General features: G+C 75.1%; 14 protein-coding genes and 1 pseudogene. 13 read left to right on the forward strand and 2 right to left on the reverse strand.

From position 1 onward, the window contains the following. The first annotated feature begins 235 nt into the window (after nt 1–235). From OG715_RS33745 to OG715_RS33795, 11 genes and pseudogenes are all read left to right on the forward strand, one after another. On the forward strand, nt 236–1378 hold the full coding sequence (locus tag OG715_RS33745) for a glycerate kinase (protein WP_266273484.1): 1143 nt from the start codon (nt 236–238) through the stop codon (nt 1376–1378). Nucleotides 1379–1535: 157 nt separating this feature from the next. Then, nucleotides 1536–2912 (forward strand): allantoinase AllB, encoded by a 1377-nt coding sequence (allB, locus tag OG715_RS33750; RefSeq protein ID WP_266273483.1) that lies wholly within the window; start codon nt 1536–1538, stop codon nt 2910–2912. After that, nucleotides 2909–4021: pseudogene (alc, locus tag OG715_RS33755) on the forward strand (allantoicase); the annotation flags it as partial. The gene allB and the pseudogene alc, both read left to right, overlap by 4 nt. Nucleotides 4022–4354: 333 nt before the next feature. Further along, nucleotides 4355–5815 (forward strand): catalase, encoded by a 1461-nt coding sequence (locus OG715_RS33760; protein WP_266273482.1) that lies wholly within the window; start codon nt 4355–4357, stop codon nt 5813–5815. 293 nt (nt 5816–6108) lie between these two features. After that, a complete protein-coding gene (locus OG715_RS33765; RefSeq protein WP_266273481.1) occupies nt 6109–6888 on the forward strand; it encodes an IclR family transcriptional regulator in 780 nt (259 codons plus the stop codon). Nucleotides 6889–7129: 241 nt separating this feature from the next. Then, entirely contained in the window at nt 7130–8044 is a 915-nt protein-coding gene (locus OG715_RS33770) for a metal-dependent hydrolase (RefSeq protein WP_266273480.1), read from the forward strand. A 94-nt stretch (nt 8045–8138) separates the two neighbouring features. Further along, nucleotides 8139–9254: a PDR/VanB family oxidoreductase gene (locus OG715_RS33775; RefSeq protein WP_266273479.1), complete on the forward strand. Its 1116-nt coding sequence runs from the start codon at nt 8139–8141 to the stop codon at nt 9252–9254. A 32-nt stretch (nt 9255–9286) separates the two neighbouring features. Next, nucleotides 9287–10210, forward strand: a complete 924-nt coding sequence (locus OG715_RS33780; RefSeq protein WP_266273477.1) for a M24 family metallopeptidase — start codon at nt 9287–9289, stop codon at nt 10208–10210. Then, nucleotides 10207–11952, forward strand: coding sequence for an SDR family oxidoreductase (locus OG715_RS33785; RefSeq protein WP_266273476.1), 1746 nt, complete (start codon nt 10207–10209; stop codon nt 11950–11952). Before OG715_RS33780 ends, OG715_RS33785 begins: the two co-directional genes overlap by 4 nt. Before the next feature lie 175 nt (nt 11953–12127). Next, on the forward strand, nt 12128–12325 hold the full coding sequence (locus tag OG715_RS33790; RefSeq protein ID WP_266273475.1) for a type II toxin-antitoxin system VapB family antitoxin: 198 nt from the start codon (nt 12128–12130) through the stop codon (nt 12323–12325). A gap of 201 nt (nt 12326–12526) precedes the next feature. Continuing rightward, entirely contained in the window at nt 12527–13447 is a 921-nt protein-coding gene (locus OG715_RS33795; protein WP_266273474.1) for an SDR family oxidoreductase, read from the forward strand. Here the strand turns inward: OG715_RS33795 and OG715_RS33800 are convergent. Next, the gene (locus OG715_RS33800) at nt 13438–14478 is read right to left on the reverse strand and encodes a helix-turn-helix transcriptional regulator (RefSeq protein ID WP_266273473.1); all 1041 of its coding nucleotides are present in this window, start codon (nt 14476–14478) and stop codon (nt 13438–13440) included. The two genes, OG715_RS33795 and OG715_RS33800, sit on opposite strands and share 10 nt — an antisense overlap. 115 nt (nt 14479–14593) lie before the next feature. Here OG715_RS33800 and OG715_RS33805 point away from each other — a divergent pair, with 115 nt between their 5' ends. After that, the gene (locus OG715_RS33805) at nt 14594–14806 is read left to right on the forward strand and encodes a cold-shock protein (RefSeq protein WP_266273472.1); all 213 of its coding nucleotides are present in this window, start codon (nt 14594–14596) and stop codon (nt 14804–14806) included. Nucleotides 14807–14899: 93 nt separating this feature from the next. Next, entirely contained in the window at nt 14900–15553 is a 654-nt protein-coding gene (locus OG715_RS33810) for a LysE family translocator (protein WP_266273471.1), read from the forward strand. Nucleotides 15554–15572: 19 nt separating this feature from the next. On the opposite strand, the gene OG715_RS33815 is transcribed toward OG715_RS33810, so the two are convergent. After that, complete coding sequence (locus OG715_RS33815) at nt 15573–15866, reverse strand: hypothetical protein (RefSeq protein ID WP_266273470.1); 294 nt, start codon at nt 15864–15866, stop codon at nt 15573–15575. Between the last annotated feature and the right edge of the window lie 33 nt (nt 15867–15899).

Below are 15899 nucleotides of genomic sequence, written 5' to 3' on the forward strand. Positions count from 1 at the left end.
CGGGCCGGGGCTCATCCGCCCGCCCGTCGATCGACCAGGCTGCGACGCGCCCACCCTCACGGGGCACTTCGGTCGTGCACCCGGCGCGTCGCACCGGCTCCCTCCCTCACCGAGGGGAGCCCCTCGTACGTCGGAAGCGGGCGAGGGGAACGGCGGGGAGGGAGCCGCTCCCGGGCCGCCCGGGCCCATGCTTGACGAACCATTGCCAGACCAGCCCGGAAGTGAGGCCCGCACCATGCCCGCCACCCCCCACCAGGGCCATGTGGTCGTAGCTCCCGACAAGTTCAAGGGCACCCTCGAAGGTGCCGAGGCCGCCGCCCGGATCGCCGCCGGCATCCGCCGTGCCGCGCCCGGCACCGAGGTGCGCGAACTGCCCGTCGCCGACGGCGGCGAAGGCACCCTGGCCGCCGCCCTCGCGGCCGGCTTCACCAGGGTCGCGGCCAAGGTGGCCGGTCCCACCGGCCTTCCGGTGGACGCCGCGCTCGCCGTCCGGGGCACCACCGCCGTGGTCGAGCTGGCGCAGGCCTCCGGCCTGGCCCGGCTCCCCGGCGGGCGGACCGCCCCGCTCGCGGCCGGCTCCTACGGCGTCGGCCAGCTGATCTCCAGGGCGGTCGCCCAGGGGGCCCGCCGGATCGTCCTCGGCCTCGGCGGCAGCGCCGGGACCGACGGCGGGGCGGGCATGCTCCAGGCGCTCGGGGTCTCGCTGCTGGACGCCGACGGCGTCGAACTCCCGCCCGGCGGGGCCTCGCTGCGCCGACTGGCCCGGATCGACCTCGGCACCTCGGCCCACCTGATGGCGGGCGTCGAGGTGGTCGTCGCCTGCGACGTGGACAACCCGCTGCTCGGCCCGCGCGGGGCCGCCGCCGTCTACGGCCCGCAGAAGGGCGCGGACGGCGAGGACCTGCTGGTCCTGGAGGAAGGTCTGACCCGGTTCGCCGACGTGGTCGCCGCCGCCGTCGGCCGGGACGTCCGGGAGGCCCCCGGCGCCGGGGCCGCGGGCGGGGTCGGCTTCGCCGCGCTGGCCGTGCTCGGCGCCACCATGCGACCCGGCATCGAGCTGCTGCTCGACCTGCTGGGTTTCGACGGGGCGGTGCGTGGGGCACGCCTCGTCGTCACCGGCGAGGGCTGCCTGGACGCACAGACGCTCCACGGCAAGGCCCCCGCCGGCGTCGCCGCGGCGGCTGCCCGGGCGGGGGTCCGGGTGGCCGCCGTCGCGGGACGGGTGGAGCTGTCCGAACGCGAGTGGCGGTCCGCCGGCTTCGTCGCGGCCTACGCCCTCGCCGAGTTGGGCGAGACCCCGGGCGAGGGCATGACCAGGGCCGGGGAACTGGCCGAGGTCGCGGGGGAGCGGCTCGCCGCCGACCTCCTGCGCCGCTGAACCCACCGCTTCCCGGCCTCCCGGCCACGGCTCCCGTCCGCCCGCTCCTCGTAGTTTCCTCCATTGACGTTTTGTTGAAGGCGGGCCTAGGCTCCGGGCCATCCTTCGGCGCACCCCTCGTACCAGCCATCCCCTCATCAGGCTTCGGAGGTTCCCCATGCCCATCAGCGAGACCGAGGTGATCCGCTCCCGCCGGGTGGTCCTGCCGGACGGCGAGCGCCCCGCGGACGTGCTGGTCCGGGCCGGGAAGATCGAGCGGATCGCCCCCCACGGCACCCTCCCGGCCGACGGCCACCGGGTGACCGACCTCGGCGGCACCGCCCTGCTCCCCGGCCTGGTCGACACCCACGTGCACGTCAACGAGCCCGGCCGCACCGAGTGGGAGGGCTTCGCCACCGCCACCCGGGCCGCCGCCGCCGGCGGCGTCACCACGATCGTCGACATGCCGCTCAACTCGGTGCCCCCCACCACCACCCTCGCCGGGCTCGAGGCCAAGCGGAAGACCGCCGAGGGCCAGGCCTGGGTCGACCTCGGCTTCTGGGGCGGCGCCGTCCCCGACAACCTCGCCGACCTCGAACCCCTGCACCGGGCAGGCGTGTTCGGCTTCAAGTCCTTCCTCGCGCCCAGCGGCGTCGACGAGTTCCCGCACCTCGAAGCGGCCGGACTGGAAGCCGCACTGGCCGAGCAGGCCCGGCTCGGGGCGCTCGCCATCATCCACGCCGAGGACCCGGCCGTACTCGCCGCCGCACCGCAGCAACCCGGCGTCCACTACCGGGACTTCCTCGCCTCCCGCCCCGCCGGCGCGGAGACCGCCGCCGCCGCCCGACTGCTGGACGCGGCCCGCCGCACCGGCGCCCGGGTGCACGTCCTGCACGTGTCCTCGGCGGCCGTGCTGCCCCTGCTGCGCCAGGCCAGGGCGGACGGCGTCCGGGTCACCGCCGAGACCTGCCCGCACTACCTGACCCTCGCCGCCGAGCGAATACCGGACGGTGGCACCGCCTTCAAGTGCTGCCCGCCGATCCGCGACGAGGCCAACCGCGACGCGCTCTGGGAGGCCCTGGTGGCAGGGGAGTTCATCGCCGTGGTCTCCGACCACTCGCCCTCCACCCCGGACCTCAAGCTGCTGCCCGAGCACGGCGGCAGCGGCGACTTCGCGGCCGCCTGGGGCGGCATAGCCTCCCTCCAGCTCGGCCTGCCGGCGGTCTGGACCGAGGCCCGGCGGCGCGGCCGCACCCTGGCCGAGGTGGTCGGCTGGATGTCGGCCGGCCCGGCCCGGCTGGTCGGCCTCGACGGGCGCAAGGGCGCCATAGCGGTCGGCCACGACGCCGACCTGGTGGCCTTCGACCCCGACGCCGACTTCGCCGTCCACGCCGCCGAGCTGCACCACCGCAACCCCGTCACCCCGTACGCGGGCCGGACGCTCACCGGCGCCGTGCGCACGACCTGGCTGCGCGGCCGGGTCGTCGACCCGGGCGGCGAACCGTTCGGCATCCAGCTCACCCGCCCCAGCAACCCGTCCGAGGAGATCCAGTGACCACGGTCCCCGCCCAGAGCGCCCCCGCCACCGCCGGTACTCCCGGCGGGGCCGAGGCCCCGGCCGCCGCCCCCGCCCGCGCGCCGTTCACCGAGCTGGTGAACCTCGCCTCCCGGGCCCTCGGCGCCGGCGTCGTCGCCACCAACGAGGACACCTTCGCGGACGCCGAGAACCTGCTGGTCGCCGCGCCCGCCGAGTTCCGCCCGCACACCTTCGGCCACAAGGGCCAGATCATGGACGGCTGGGAGTCCCGCCGCCGCCGCGGCGTCAGCGCCGGGCAGCCGCACCCCACCGACGAGGACCACGACTGGGCGGTGGTCCGGCTCGGCGCCGCCGGGGTGGTCCGCGGACTCGTCGTCGACACCGCGCACTTCACCGGCAACTACCCGGAGAGCGCCTCCGTCGAGGCCGCCTCGATACCCGGCCACCCCTCGCCGGCCGAACTCGCCGACGCCGAGTGGACGGAGCTCCTGCCGCGCACCCCGCTGCGGGGCGACACCGCCCACGAGTTCCCGGTCGACTCCTCGGCCCGGTACACCCACGTCCGGCTCAACATCTTCCCCGACGGCGGGGTGGCCCGGCTCCGCGTCCACGGTGAGGTGCTGCCCGACCCGCGCGACCTGGACGGCCTCACGTTCGACCTGGCGGCCCAGGAGCACGGCGGTGTCGCCGAGGCCGCCTCCGACCGCTTCTACTCCTCCCCGCACAACCTGAACGCTCCCGGCCGCGCCTCCGTCATGGGCGAGGGCTGGGAGACCCGGCGTCGGCGCGACAAGGCCAACGACTGGGTGCGGATCGCCCTGGCCGGGGGCGGTGAGGCCCTGGCGGTCGAGGTGGACACCACCCACTTCGTCGCCAATGCCCCCGGCTGGGCCGACCTCGCCGGCTACGACGCCTCCGCCGGCGGGGACCCGGCGACCGACGCGGACGGCTGGTTCCCGCTGCTGCCGCGCACCCGCCTCCAGCCCGACACCCGGCACCGGCTGCGCCTGGCCCCGGGCCGCCCGGTGACCCATGTGCGGATCGACGTCCACCCGGACGGCGGCCTCGCCCGCCTCCGGATCACCGGCCGCCTCACCGAGGCCGGCCGGGCCGCCCTCGCCCTGCGCTGGTTCGACGCCGTCCCGGCCGCCGAGGCCGGGGCCGCGCTCACCGAGGCCGGACTGACCGCCGCCGAGGCCGCCGAGCTCACCGCCGCCCGTCCACTGGGCGGGCCGGTCGCGGCCAGGGCCGCCGTCGCCGGGCTCAGCCCGTCCGACGGCCCCGACGGCGAGCACTCCTCCCGCCGCCGCTCGGCCGCCTGGCGACTGCTCGGCATCTGAGCGTTCGACCGCCCGAGCATTCGCGCACCCGTGCATCCGGTCCGGCGGCGCCGCGCCCTATCTGATGCCGCATCACATCTTCCTGCACGCAAGACCCTTATCGAAACCCAAGGACCCGTCATGCCCAAGATCCTGACCACGGAGTCCGGCGCCCCGGTCGCCGACAACCAGAACTCGGCCTCGGCCGGCGCGTACGGCCCGCTGCTGATCCAGGACCAGCAGCTGCTGGAGAAGCTCGCCCGGTTCAACCGCGAGCGCATTCCGGAGCGCGTCGTGCACGCCCGGGGCTCCGCCGCGTACGGCTACTTCGAGGTCACCGACGAGGTGTCGCAGTACACCCGCGCCGCGTTCCTCGGCGAGGTCGGCAAGCGCACCGAGCTGTTCCTGCGCTTCTCCACCGTCGCGGGCAACCTGGGCTCCAACGACGCCGTCCGCGACCCGCGCGGCTTCGCGGTCAAGTTCTACACCGAGGAGGGGAACTACGACCTCGTCGGCAACAACACCCCGGTGTTCTTCATCAAGGACCCGCTGAAGTTCCCCGACTTCATCCACTCGCAGAAGCGCGACCCGTTCACCGGGGTCCAGGAGGCCGACAACGTCTGGGACTTCTGGGCGCACTCGCCGGCCTCGACGCACCAGATCACCTGGCTGTTCGGCGACCGGGGCATCCCCGCCTCGTACCGGCACATGAACGGCTACGGCTCGCACACCTACCAGTGGGTCAACGAGCAGGGCGAGGCGTTCTGGGTGAAGTACCACTTCAAGACCAACCAGGGCATCCGCTCGCTGGACGCCGGGCAGGCCGCCGAGGCGGTCGGCGGCGACGCCGACAGCCACCAGCGCGACCTCCACCAGGCCATCGAGCGCGGGGTGTTCCCCACCTGGACGCTCTACGTGCAGCTGATGCCGGTCGCCGAGGCGGCGGACTACCGCTTCAACCCCTTCGACCTCACCAAGGTGTGGCCGCACGCCGACTACCCGCTGGTCAAGGTCGGCCGCCTGGTGCTCAACCGCAACCCGGAGAACGTATTCGCCGAGGTCGAGCAGTCCGCGTTCTCCCCGAACAACTTCGTGCCCGGCATCGGCCCGTCCCCGGACAAGATGCTCCAGGGCCGGCTGTTCGCCTACGCGGACGCCCAGCGCTACCGCCTCGGCGTCAACCACACCCAGCTGCCGGTCAACGCGCCCCGGGCCACCGAGGCCGCCAACTACGGCCGCGACGGCCTCAGCGCGCTCAACCCGGCCGGCCGGGGCCGGAACTACGAGCCCAACTCCTACGACGGCCCGGCGCAGACCGACGCGGCGCTCGCCGCCCCGACCGCGCTGACCGGCTGGACCGGCACCTGCACCACCCCGGCCCACACCAAGGACGACGACTTCTTCCAGGCCGGGGAGCTCTACCGGCTGATGTCGGAGGGCGAGCGGGGCCGGCTGATCGCCAACCTGGCCGGCGCGCTCGCCCAGGTCACCCGGGACGACATCGTGGAGAAGAACCTCGCCCACTTCCACGCGGCCGACGAGGAGTACGGCACCCGGCTGGAGGCCGCGGTGGCGAAGCTGCGGGCTGTCGACGAGTCCTGACCCCCCGTCCCCACCCCCCCGTTCCAGGGCGGCCGGCCCCGCACGCCGGCCGCCCCTCCCGACCGGGCCGTTCCCCCGAGGCAGTGGGGGAGCGGCCCGGCCGCGTCTCCCGGCCCCGGCACCCAGGCCGGAGCGCACGGGAATGAGCGGGTGTCCGGTGGGGCATATGCCAGTCAAGCGATTCACCGTGTCCGCCCGAATATTCCACGAGGGGGAGTTGGTGGAGGCGGGCGGTGGATAGGGTGGACCCTACCCGCGGGTCACCTGGCGGGTGGACATCGGAAGGGGACGACATGTCGACACCAGCCCCGGGCCGTCACGCCGTACCGGAGCAGGGAGCGCCCGGTCCGTTCACCTCCCTGCGACACGCCCTCAGACTGCTGGAGGCGGTCGACCGGCACCCCGGTGGCGCCACCCTGGTGACCCTCGCCCGGGAGACCTCGCTCGGCCTCCCGACGGTCCGCCGGCTCGCCGAGATCCTGGAGGTCGAGGGCTATCTCGACTGCCAGGACGGCGGTTGGGTGATCGGCGGCACCTTCGCGCTGCTCGGCCAGCACAACCGCGAGCAGCTGGTGCGCGCCCGGATGGACCGCAAACTCGACGAGCTGCGCGAGGAGTTGGGCGCGGCGGTGTACTTCAGCCGGTACCACGACGGGGAGTTGTCGGTGGTGGCGGTCTCGGCCTCGGACCTGGCGCCGGCGGTGCAGGAGTGGGTGGACTTCCGGGCCACCGCGCACGCCAGCGCGATCGGCAAGTGCCTGCTCGGCCAGCTCGACCACGACGGCCGGCGGGACCACCTGTCCCGCCACCCGGTGGCCCGGCTGACCTCCAGGACGGTCACCGACGCCGACCAGCTGATGCACCGCCTGGAGCGGCAGCCCGCCACCGTGCCGGTGCTGGACATCCAGGAGTACGCCGTCGGCACGGTCTGCGCGGCCGTCCCGGTGACCGCCGGCAGCACGGTCGGCTGCCTGGCCACCTCGATGCCGGTCGGCGACGCGCACCGGCTGAAGGCGGCCGCCGAACTGCTGGCCGCCCGCGCCGCGCCGCTGATGCTCGCGATGGCGGTCTGACCCGCCGCACGCCCACGGGACCCCGCTCCGGCGGGGTCCTCGCGTTTCCGGGGTTCTCCGGTGCTCCGGGTTTCCCGGTGGTCCATGTTTCCCCGGTCCGCGTTTCCCGGTGGTCCGCGCGGTGCACATCACTTATTAGACTCGATGTCGATAAGGCGTGCAGAACCCCTTGTGGCACGGGCTACCCGCGAGTACGTTTTGCCGGGTCGAGCCGCCACCCGCAGGTCAGGAGGGCCCTCCCATGCCCAGCTCCACCCCCGTCCCCGCCGTTGCCGCGCCCGCCGCCCGGGTGCACGAGAGCCTCGTTCTGGAGCCCCGCGACGTCCGCTTCGACTGGGCCCGGCTGCCGCTGCACTGGATCCCCGACGAGCCGATGGCCACCCACGTCATCAATGTGCTGCACCTGCTCCTCCCCGAGGGCGAGCGCTGGTTCGTGAAGGTGTTCAAGGACGCCCTCCCGCTGATCCGCGACGAGCAGCTCCGCGAGGAGGTCCTCGGATTCATCGGCCAGGAGGCCATCCACGCCGAGGCGCACCAGGAGGTCCTGGACCACCTGCTCGGCCAGGGTCTCGACCCGCGCCCCTACGTCCGGCAGGTCTCCTGGCTGTTCCAGCGCGTCCTCGGCGACAAGCCCGGCCTCAGCCCGGCCCGGCAGCGCGAGAACCTCGTCGAACGGGTCGCCTTCGTCGCCGCGATCGAGCACTTCACCGCCTTCCTCGGCAACTGGGCGCTCAACTCCCCCGGCCTGGACCGCGCCCAGGCCGACCCGACGATGCTCGACCTGCTGCGCTGGCACGGCGCGGAGGAGGTCGAGCACCGCAGCGTCGCCTTCGACCTGATGGTCCACCTCGACCCCGGCTACGCCCGCCGGATCCGCGGCATGCTCGTCTCCGGCCCGCTGCTGGTCCACCTCTGGGTGCGCGGCGCCCGCTTCCTGCTGGCGGCCGACCCGACCCTCGACGGGCGGCTCAGGCCCACCTGGCGCGAGACCGGCCGGATCGCCAAGCGGGGGCTGCTGCCCGACCCGGTACGGTCGATCCGCTCCGGACTGCGCTACCTGCGGCCCGGCTACCACCCCACCCAGGAGGGCTCCTCCAGCCAGGCCCTCGGCTACCTCGCGACCTCCCCGGCCGCCCGCGCCGCCGCCGGGCGGTGACCCCCGGGGGAGACCCCCGCCCCTTCGTCGCCCGAAACCCTGCAGCTGTCGGCGCCCCGCCGTCGGCCGCCACCGGAACCGAGGACCGCACCGGATGGACCTGAGCACCCCGCCCCCCGACCTCTACGGCCGCCCGCGCGCCGACACCTTCTTCCGCTTCCTCACCGCCTTCGGCGACCGCTACAGCCCCGCCCTCGGCGGCCCGCTGCTGCGCCGCAACCCGCGCCGCCCGTTCAGCCGCCCCACCGAGGCCCTGCAACTGGTCGTCACCGCCCGCCGCCGGGTCGCCGCCGACGTCGTCGAGCTCACCCTCGCCGACCCCTCCGGCGGCCCGCTCCCCGGCTGGCAGCCCGGCGCCCACCTGCGCCTCACCCTCCCCTCCGGCCGCGAGCGCCACTACTCGCTCTGCGGCGACCCGGCCGACCAGGCAGATCAGGCAGGTCCGGCCGAGCGGTCCGGCTACCGCATCGCCGTCCGCCGCCTGCCCGACGGTGGCGGCGGCTCCGCGGAGATCCACGACACCCTCCACCCCGGCACCCGGCTCACCGCCCGCCGCCCGCGCAACGGCTTCGCCTTCTGCGCCGAACCGGCCGTCCTGTTCCTGGCCGGCGGCATCGGCATCACCCCCCTGCTCCCGATGGTCCGGGAGGCCCGCCGCAACGGCCTGGACTGGCACCTCGTCCACACCGGCCGCAGCGCCGACACCCTCCCGTTCGCCGCCGAACTGCGCGCCCTCGACCCGGCCCGGGTCCACCTGCGCACCGACGACGAGCACGGCGGCCCGCCCACCGGCACCGAACTCCTCGCGCACGCCCCGCGCGGAGCCGCCGTCTACTGCTGCGGCCCGGCCCCGATGCTCACCGCCGTCCAGCGGGCGCTGGACGCCTCGCCCGCCGCCTCCCTGCACTTCGAGCGGTTCGGCGCGGCCCCGGTCACCGACGGCGAGCCGTTCACGGTCCGCCTCGGCGCCGACGGCCCCGAACTGCCCGTCCCCGCCGACCGCTCCGCCCTGGACGTGCTCCGCGAGGCCCGCCCCGACCTCCCGTACTCCTGCAAGCAGGGCTTCTGCGGCACCTGCGAGGTCCGGCTGCTGGCCGGCGCCCCCGACCACCGCGACCGCCGCCTCACCCCCGAACGGCGCGCCGACGGCGCCCTGCTGCCCTGCGTCTCCCGCGCCGCCGCCGGCGAGACCCTCGTGCTCGACCTCTAGCGCCCGCTCAAGGACCAGAAGGAGCCCCCGCCGTGCCGCGCACCCCCGCCTTCCCGTACACCGAGCGCGACCTCGCCCGCTTCCGGGAGACCCAGCAGCTCGCCTACGACTGCGCCGAGCAGGTCGCCGCCTGGATCGAACCCGGCGTCACCGAGCGCCAGGCGACCGCCGAGCTGCGCCGTCGCCTGGTCGCCGCCGGTGTGCAGGACTTCTTCCACGTCCCGTTCGCCTGGTTCGGGGACCGGACGGCGTTCCGCCACTTCCGCACCCCGCTGCAGTTCTTCGCCGGCAACCGCCGCCTCCAGGAGGGCATGCCGTACGTGCTGGACTGCGCGCCCGTCGTGGACGGCTACACCGCCGACATCGGCTACGGCGGCAAGGTGGGCGAGAACCGGGTCTGGGACCGCCTCGCCGCCGACCTCCGGGTCTACCGCGAGCTGATCCTCGCCGAGGTCCGGGCCCGCAAGCCGCTCGCCGAGGTGTACGCGGCCGTCGACGCCCAGATCGAGGCGCACGGCTACGACAACCGCCACCGGGTCTACCCGGGCCGGGTGATCGGGCACCAGGTCACCCGGACCACGGCCCGCGGCCCGGCCGGGGTGAACGTCCTGGGCTTCGGCGTGCGGACCCTCCAGACGCTCGGCCGCGAGCTCGTCAGCGAGCGCCTGCAGGGCCGTTCCCCGCTCTGGGCGGACGGCCGCTCCTCCCGGCACGCGCCCACCCCCGGCCTGTGGGCGGTGGAGCCGCACATCGGCTTCCGGGAGGTCGGCATCAAGTTCGAGGAACTGCTGGTGGTGACCGAGGACGACGCCTACTGGCTCGACGACGACCTCCCGCACGTCCGCCGCTGGGCCGAGGCCGAAGCCGAAGCCGAAGCCGAAGCCGGCGCCGGGGTCGACGCCGGGGTCGACGCCGCCACCGCCACCACCACCGCCCCCGAGGGAGCCGCCCGATGAGCACCGGTGCCGCCCGCGCCACCCGCCCCCGCACCGTCCGGTCCGGCGGCCTCCCGCTCGCGGTCTTCGAACAGGGCGACCCGTCCGCACCCACCGTGCTGCTGGTCCACGGCTACCCCGACACCCACGCGGTCTGGGACGACGTCGCCGCCGACCTCGCCCGCGACCACCACGTGGTCCGCTACGACGTGCGTGGCGCCGGCGCCTCCGGCGTCCCCGCCGACCGCGCCGGCTACCGCCTGGAGCAGCTCGCCGCCGACCTGTTCGCCGTCGCCGACGCCGTCAGCCCCGACCGCCCGGTCCACGTCGTCGCCCACGACTGGGGCTCGCTGCAGTCCTGGGAGGCCGTCACCGCCCCCGGCGCCGAACACCGCCTCGCCTCCTACACCACGATGTCCGGGCCCTGCCTCGACCACATGGGCTTCTGGCTGCGCGAGCGCCTGCGCCGCCCCACCCCGCGCCACCTGCGGCAACTCCTCTCCCAGGGCGCCCACTCCTGGTACATCACCGCCTTCCACCTGCCCTTTCTCGCCCCCGGCGTCTGGCGGCTCGGCCTGGCCCGCGCCTGGCCCCGGGTGCTGCGCGACCTGGAGGGCGTCACCCCGCGCGCCGACCACCCGCAGCCCACCCTGCGGCGCGACGCGGTGCGCGGCATCGAGCTCTACCGCGCCAACATGCGGCCCGCCCTGCGCCGTCCGCGCGAGCGCCCCACCGAGGTGCCGGTCCAGCTGATCACCCTCACCGAGGACCACTACGTCGGCAGCTACCTCTCCGAGGGACTGGAGCGCTGGGCGCCCAGGCTGACCCGCCGGACCCTGCGCGCCACCCACTGGTCCGCACTGCTGGAGAAGGGAACCACCGTGGCCGGACTGGTCCGTGAGCACGTCGCCCGCACCGGGGCCGGGGCGGACGCCGCTCCGTCCGGCACCCCCGACGACGGCCGGCTCGTCGTCGTCACCGGCGGCGGCAGCGGCATCGGCCGGGCCACCGCGATCGCCTTCGCCGCGGAGGGCGCCCGGGTGGTGGTCTGCGACCTCGACCTCGACGCGGCCCGCCGCACCGCCGAACTCGCCGCCCTGATCGGCCCCCCGGCCCACGCCTACCGGGTCGACGTCAGCGACGGCGCCGCCGTCGACGCCTTCGCCGAACAGGTCGCCGCCGAGCACGGCGTTCCCGACGTGCTCGTCAACAACGCCGGCATCGGCCACTCCGGCACCTTCCTGGAGACCACCGAGAAGGAGTGGCAGCGGGTCCTGGACGTCAACCTCTGGGGCGTCATCCACGGCTGCCGCGCCTTCGGCACCCTGATGGCCGACCGGGGCGAGGGCGGCCACATCGTCAACCTCTCCTCCGCCGCCGCGTACCTGCCCTCGAAGGCCCTCACCGCCTACGCCACCAGCAAGGCCGCGGTCTTCATGCTCTCCGACTGCCTGCGCGCCGAACTCGCCGGCCACGGCATCGGCGTCTCCACCATCTGCCCGGGCCTCGTCAACACCAACATCACCCGCACCTCCACCTTCTCCGCCACCACGGCCGACGAACAGGCCGCCAAGCAGGCCCGCGCCGCCCGCCTCTACGCCCGCCGGGGCTTCCCGCCGGAGAAGGTCGCCACCGCCATCCTCACCGCCGTCCGCACCGGCCGCGCCGTCGTCCCCGTCACCCCCGAGGCCAAGGCCGCCCGCTTCCTCAGCCGCCTCGCCCCCGGCCTCCTCCGCCTCGCCGCCCGCCTGAACGTCACCTGAGCCGGAAAGCCGGAAAGCCGGAAAGCCGGAACCCGGGGCGCGCGGTGCCACCGCGCGCCCCGGGACGCCCTCGAAATCCCGATCGGTGCTGCCCGGATTCCCGGCCGTACGAGCCTGTGACATCGGACAGACTGGGATGTGACAGCGCAGGTCCGCAGCCTCCAGGAGGTCCGCCGTGGCTCGTACCGAGACGGACGTCGACGACACCCTTCGGGTCGAGGAGGCCGAGACCTTCGGGACCACGACCGGGGCCGCCACCGTCGACGCCGCCCCGGAGGGCGCCGCCGAGCGCCGCAAAGGCAGGGAGTTCCTCGATCGGCTGGCTGAGGGCGGGCTGCCCGAGCTGACCGGACCGGTGGGCACCGGTGGGTGAGCAGTTCCCGATCGACCAGGCGGCTTTCGCGCGGTAACCCGATCTGATGATGCCGGTCGGCACGGCCGACTGGGACTGCGGCATCGTTCCACGTCCTTTGCCACAGGCCGACCAGGGAATCCCGACAGAAGGTGTCGGGATTCCCGGGGAGTATCGATGCCGACGGGTGGAGACACCGCGGCACGTGAGGAAGGGCGAGACATGACGGAGCAGCAGCCGCTCAAGGGCAGGGTCGCACTGGTGGCGGGAGCCACCCGGGGGGCCGGGCGGGGGATCGCGGTGGCGTTGGGTGCCGCCGGGGCGACGGTGTACGGGACGGGCCGCAGCGCCGAGGGCCACCGGGGCGAGTACGGGCGGCCGGAGACCCTGGAGGAGACGGCGGAGCTGGTGACTGCCGCCGGCGGGCGGGGCATCGCGGTGCGCGCCGACCACCTGGTCCCGGCCGAGGTCGCGGCGGTGGCCGCCCGGATCGAGGCCGAGCAGGGCGGGCTGGACATCCTGGTCAACGACATCTGGGGCGGCGAGGAGCTGTTCGGCTGGAACGTCCCGGTCTGGGAGCACGACCTCGACAAGGGGCTGCGCCTGCTGCGGCTCGCCGTCGAGACGCACGCGGTCACCAGCCACCACCTGCTGCCCCTGCTGCTGCGCCGCCCCGGCGGGCTGGTGGTCGAGATGACCGACGGCACCGCCGAGTACAACGCGACCCGCTACCGGAACTCCTTCTTCTACGACATCGCCAAGGCCGCCGTGCTGCGGATGGCCTTCGCGCTCGGCCACGAGCTGGGCCCGCGCGGGGCGACGGCGGTGGCGCTCACCCCGGGCTGGATGCGCTCGGAGATGATGCTGGAGCACTTCGGCGTCACCGAGGCGACGTGGCGGGAGGCGACGGCGGCCGAACCGCAGTTCGGCATCTCGGAGTCCCCGGCGTACGTGGGCCGCGCGGTGGTCGCGCTGGCCGCCGACGCCGGTCGGGCGCGGTTCAACGGCACCTCGCTGTCCAGCGGCGGCCTGGCCCTGGAGTACGGCTTCACCGACCTCGACGGGAGCCGCCCGGACGCCTGGCGCTACCTGGTGGACATCGAGGGCACGGACGACCCGGTGGACCCGGCCGGCTACCGCTGAGACCGGTCGGCGGGCGGTACGCCGTACAGGGCGGCGGCCCGGGCCGCCGCCTCCGCGAACCGCTGCCGCAGGGCCGGGGGCTCCAGCACCTCGGCCTCCGGCCCGAGCCGCAGCACCTCCTCGTAGCCGACGTCCAGCGACTCGACGGGCAGGCGGACGGTCACCCGCCCCTGCCCGTCGGGCTCCCCGGCGCTCGCCAGCGCCTCCCGTGCGGCGAGCGGTTCGAGCAGCCGCGGGACCAGCGCCAGGCCGGGCGGGCCGAGCCGCAGGGTGACCGTCTCCCGGAGCAGTGAGCGGGCGAACCCGGCGGCCCGGGCCTCCCAGAACGCGGCCAGGTCGAACTCCTCGTCGGTCCGGTCGGGGGTGAACCGCCGCTCCGACGGTTCGGCGGCGAGCAGCCGGTCCACCCGGTACACCCGGTGCGCGGCGGCCTCCCCCTCCTCGCCGTTCCCGCCCGGTTCCCCACCGCTCCCGTCCGGTCGGGCGACCAGGTACCAGGTGCCCGCCTTCAGCACCAGCCCGGACGGCCGCAGCACCCGCTCCACCGGGTCCGCCTCCGGCCGCCGCCGGTAGCGTGCCCGCAGCACCCGCCCGCCCCAAACCGCCCGCGCGACCTCGGCCAGCAGCGGCGGCACCGGTGCGTCCCGGAACCAGCCCGGCGCGTCCAGGTGGAACCGCCGCGCCCCGGCGGCCGGCGCCCCGCCCAGCTCGCCGGTCACCTTCAGCCGGGCCGCGAGCGCCGGATCGGCGAGGCCCATGTCCTGGAGCGGCCCGGGCAGCCCGGCCAGCAGCAGGACTTCGGCCTCGGCCCGGTCCAGCCCGGTCAGCCGGGTGCGGTAGCCGTCGAGCAGCCGGTAGCCGCCGGCCCGCCCCCGGTCGGCGTACACCGGGACCCCGGCCTCGGCCAGCGCCAGGACGTCGCGCTGCACGGTGCGCTCGGAGACCTCCAGCTCGGCGGCGAGTTCGGCGCCGGTCATGCTGCGGCGGGCCTGGAGCAGCAGGAGCAGGGAGATCGCGCGGGCCGTCCGCATCCGTCGTCCTTCCGTCGGGGCCGGGGCGTGCGCCCGGCGGGTTCAGCACCGATCATGGGTGGCGGAGGGGGGAGCGTGCGGCCCGAGTGCCGACAACGGACCCGAGGAGACCCCGATGGCCACCGGCATCGTGCAGTCCTACCAGGCCGACCACGGTTACGGCCTGATCACCCCCGACGACGACGGCCCGGCGCTGTACGTGTACTACGACTCGATCGTGGCGGCGGACGGCGGCGACCGGACGCTGGTCGAGGGGCAGCGGGTGGAGTTCGACCCGACCGAGCAGGAGGGCCGCCGGGTGGCGGAGCGGGTGCGCCGCCCGGAGTGACCCCCGGAGTGACGTCCGGTGTGACCCTCTCCGCCGCCCCGGCCGCACATTCCCTTGCGGCCGGGCCGCCCGGCCCCCGTACGATCGTGGGCCATGGAGATGACGACCGCCCTGTGGTCCTTCGCCCTCGTCGTGGGCCTGCTGACGCTCACCCCGGGCCTGGACACCGCCCTGATCCTCCGCACCTCGGCGCTCGGCCACCGACGGCAGGCCTGGGGCGTGGTGCTCGGCATCCAGACCGGCACGCTGCTCTGGGGCGCGCTCACCTCGGCCGGTGTGACGGCGCTGCTCACCGCCTCGCAACTGGGCTACGAGATCCTCCGCTGGGCGGGTGCCGCGTACCTGGTGTGGATGGGCGTGGGGATGCTCCGCTCCCGCGCGCACCCGGAGCCCGAGCAGGGCGCCCCGGCGGACACGGCGGCGGACACCCCCGCGGAGACCTCCACCGGCGGCCTCGCCGCGGGCTGGCGGCGCGGCCTGCTGACCAACCTGCTCAACCCCAAGGTGGGCGTCTTCTACGTGGCGGTGCTGCCGCAGTTCATCCCGGCCGGCGCACCGCACTTCGCCGCCGGTGTCGCGCTGACCTGCGTGCACGTGGTCGAGGGCCTGCTCTGGTCGACGGTACTGGTGGGCTTCGCCCAGGCGCTGCGCGGCTGGCTGCGCCGCCCGTCCGCGCGCCGGGCGATGGACCGGGTGACGGGCCTGGCCGTGGTCGGCTTCGGCGTGAAGCTGGCGGTCTCGGACTAGGTCCGACCGGTCGGGCCGCTCAGCGTCCCACGCGGCCGAGGCCCACGCGGAGGTCGTCCGCGTTCATGCAGACGTGCATGTCGATATGGGCGTTGAACTCCAACCAGAACGGCTCGCAGATCGCGACCACGGCGGCCTCGTCGGCGACGTCGACGACCACGATCTGGCAGCGCCGGCCGTTGCGCGGGAAGGCGTAGGCCGCCTCGGGCTTCAGGTCGGCCATGATCTGGTTGAACCTCGCCATGATGGCGCCGTCCGCGACGGCCCGGTTGGCCGTCGGGGTGTCGAGTTCGATCTCCAGCAGGGCGCGCATGGCGGTGCCCCTTCCCGGGCGCGGGCGAGGGCC

The sequence above is a fragment of the Kitasatospora purpeofusca genome (assembly GCF_036010405.1).
GTDB classification, from domain to species: Bacteria; Actinomycetota; Actinomycetes; order Streptomycetales; family Streptomycetaceae; genus Kitasatospora; species Kitasatospora purpeofusca.

Excerpts from the sequence above, each read along its gene's own strand:
- OG715_RS33745 (WP_266273484.1), top strand. The coding sequence starts at position 236 with ATGCCCGCCACCCCCCACCAGGGCCATGTGGTCGTAGCTCCCGACAAG.
- allB (WP_266273483.1), top strand. The coding sequence starts at position 1,536 with ATGCCCATCAGCGAGACCGAGGTGATCCGCTCCCGCCGGGTGGTCCTG.
- OG715_RS33760 (WP_266273482.1), top strand. The coding sequence starts at position 4,355 with ATGCCCAAGATCCTGACCACGGAGTCCGGCGCCCCGGTCGCCGACAAC.
- OG715_RS33765 (WP_266273481.1), top strand. The coding sequence starts at position 6,109 with ATGTCGACACCAGCCCCGGGCCGTCACGCCGTACCGGAGCAGGGAGCG.
- OG715_RS33770 (WP_266273480.1), top strand. The coding sequence starts at position 7,130 with ATGCCCAGCTCCACCCCCGTCCCCGCCGTTGCCGCGCCCGCCGCCCGG.
- OG715_RS33775 (WP_266273479.1), top strand. The coding sequence starts at position 8,139 with ATGGACCTGAGCACCCCGCCCCCCGACCTCTACGGCCGCCCGCGCGCC.
- OG715_RS33785 (WP_266273476.1), top strand. The coding sequence starts at position 10,207 with ATGAGCACCGGTGCCGCCCGCGCCACCCGCCCCCGCACCGTCCGGTCC.
- OG715_RS33795 (WP_266273474.1), top strand. The coding sequence starts at position 12,527 with ATGACGGAGCAGCAGCCGCTCAAGGGCAGGGTCGCACTGGTGGCGGGA.
- OG715_RS33800 (WP_266273473.1), bottom strand. The coding sequence starts at position 14,478 with ATGCGGACGGCCCGCGCGATCTCCCTGCTCCTGCTGCTCCAGGCCCGC.
- OG715_RS33805 (WP_266273472.1), top strand. The coding sequence starts at position 14,594 with ATGGCCACCGGCATCGTGCAGTCCTACCAGGCCGACCACGGTTACGGC.
- OG715_RS33810 (WP_266273471.1), top strand. The coding sequence starts at position 14,900 with ATGGAGATGACGACCGCCCTGTGGTCCTTCGCCCTCGTCGTGGGCCTG.
- OG715_RS33815 (WP_266273470.1), bottom strand. The coding sequence starts at position 15,866 with ATGCGCGCCCTGCTGGAGATCGAACTCGACACCCCGACGGCCAACCGG.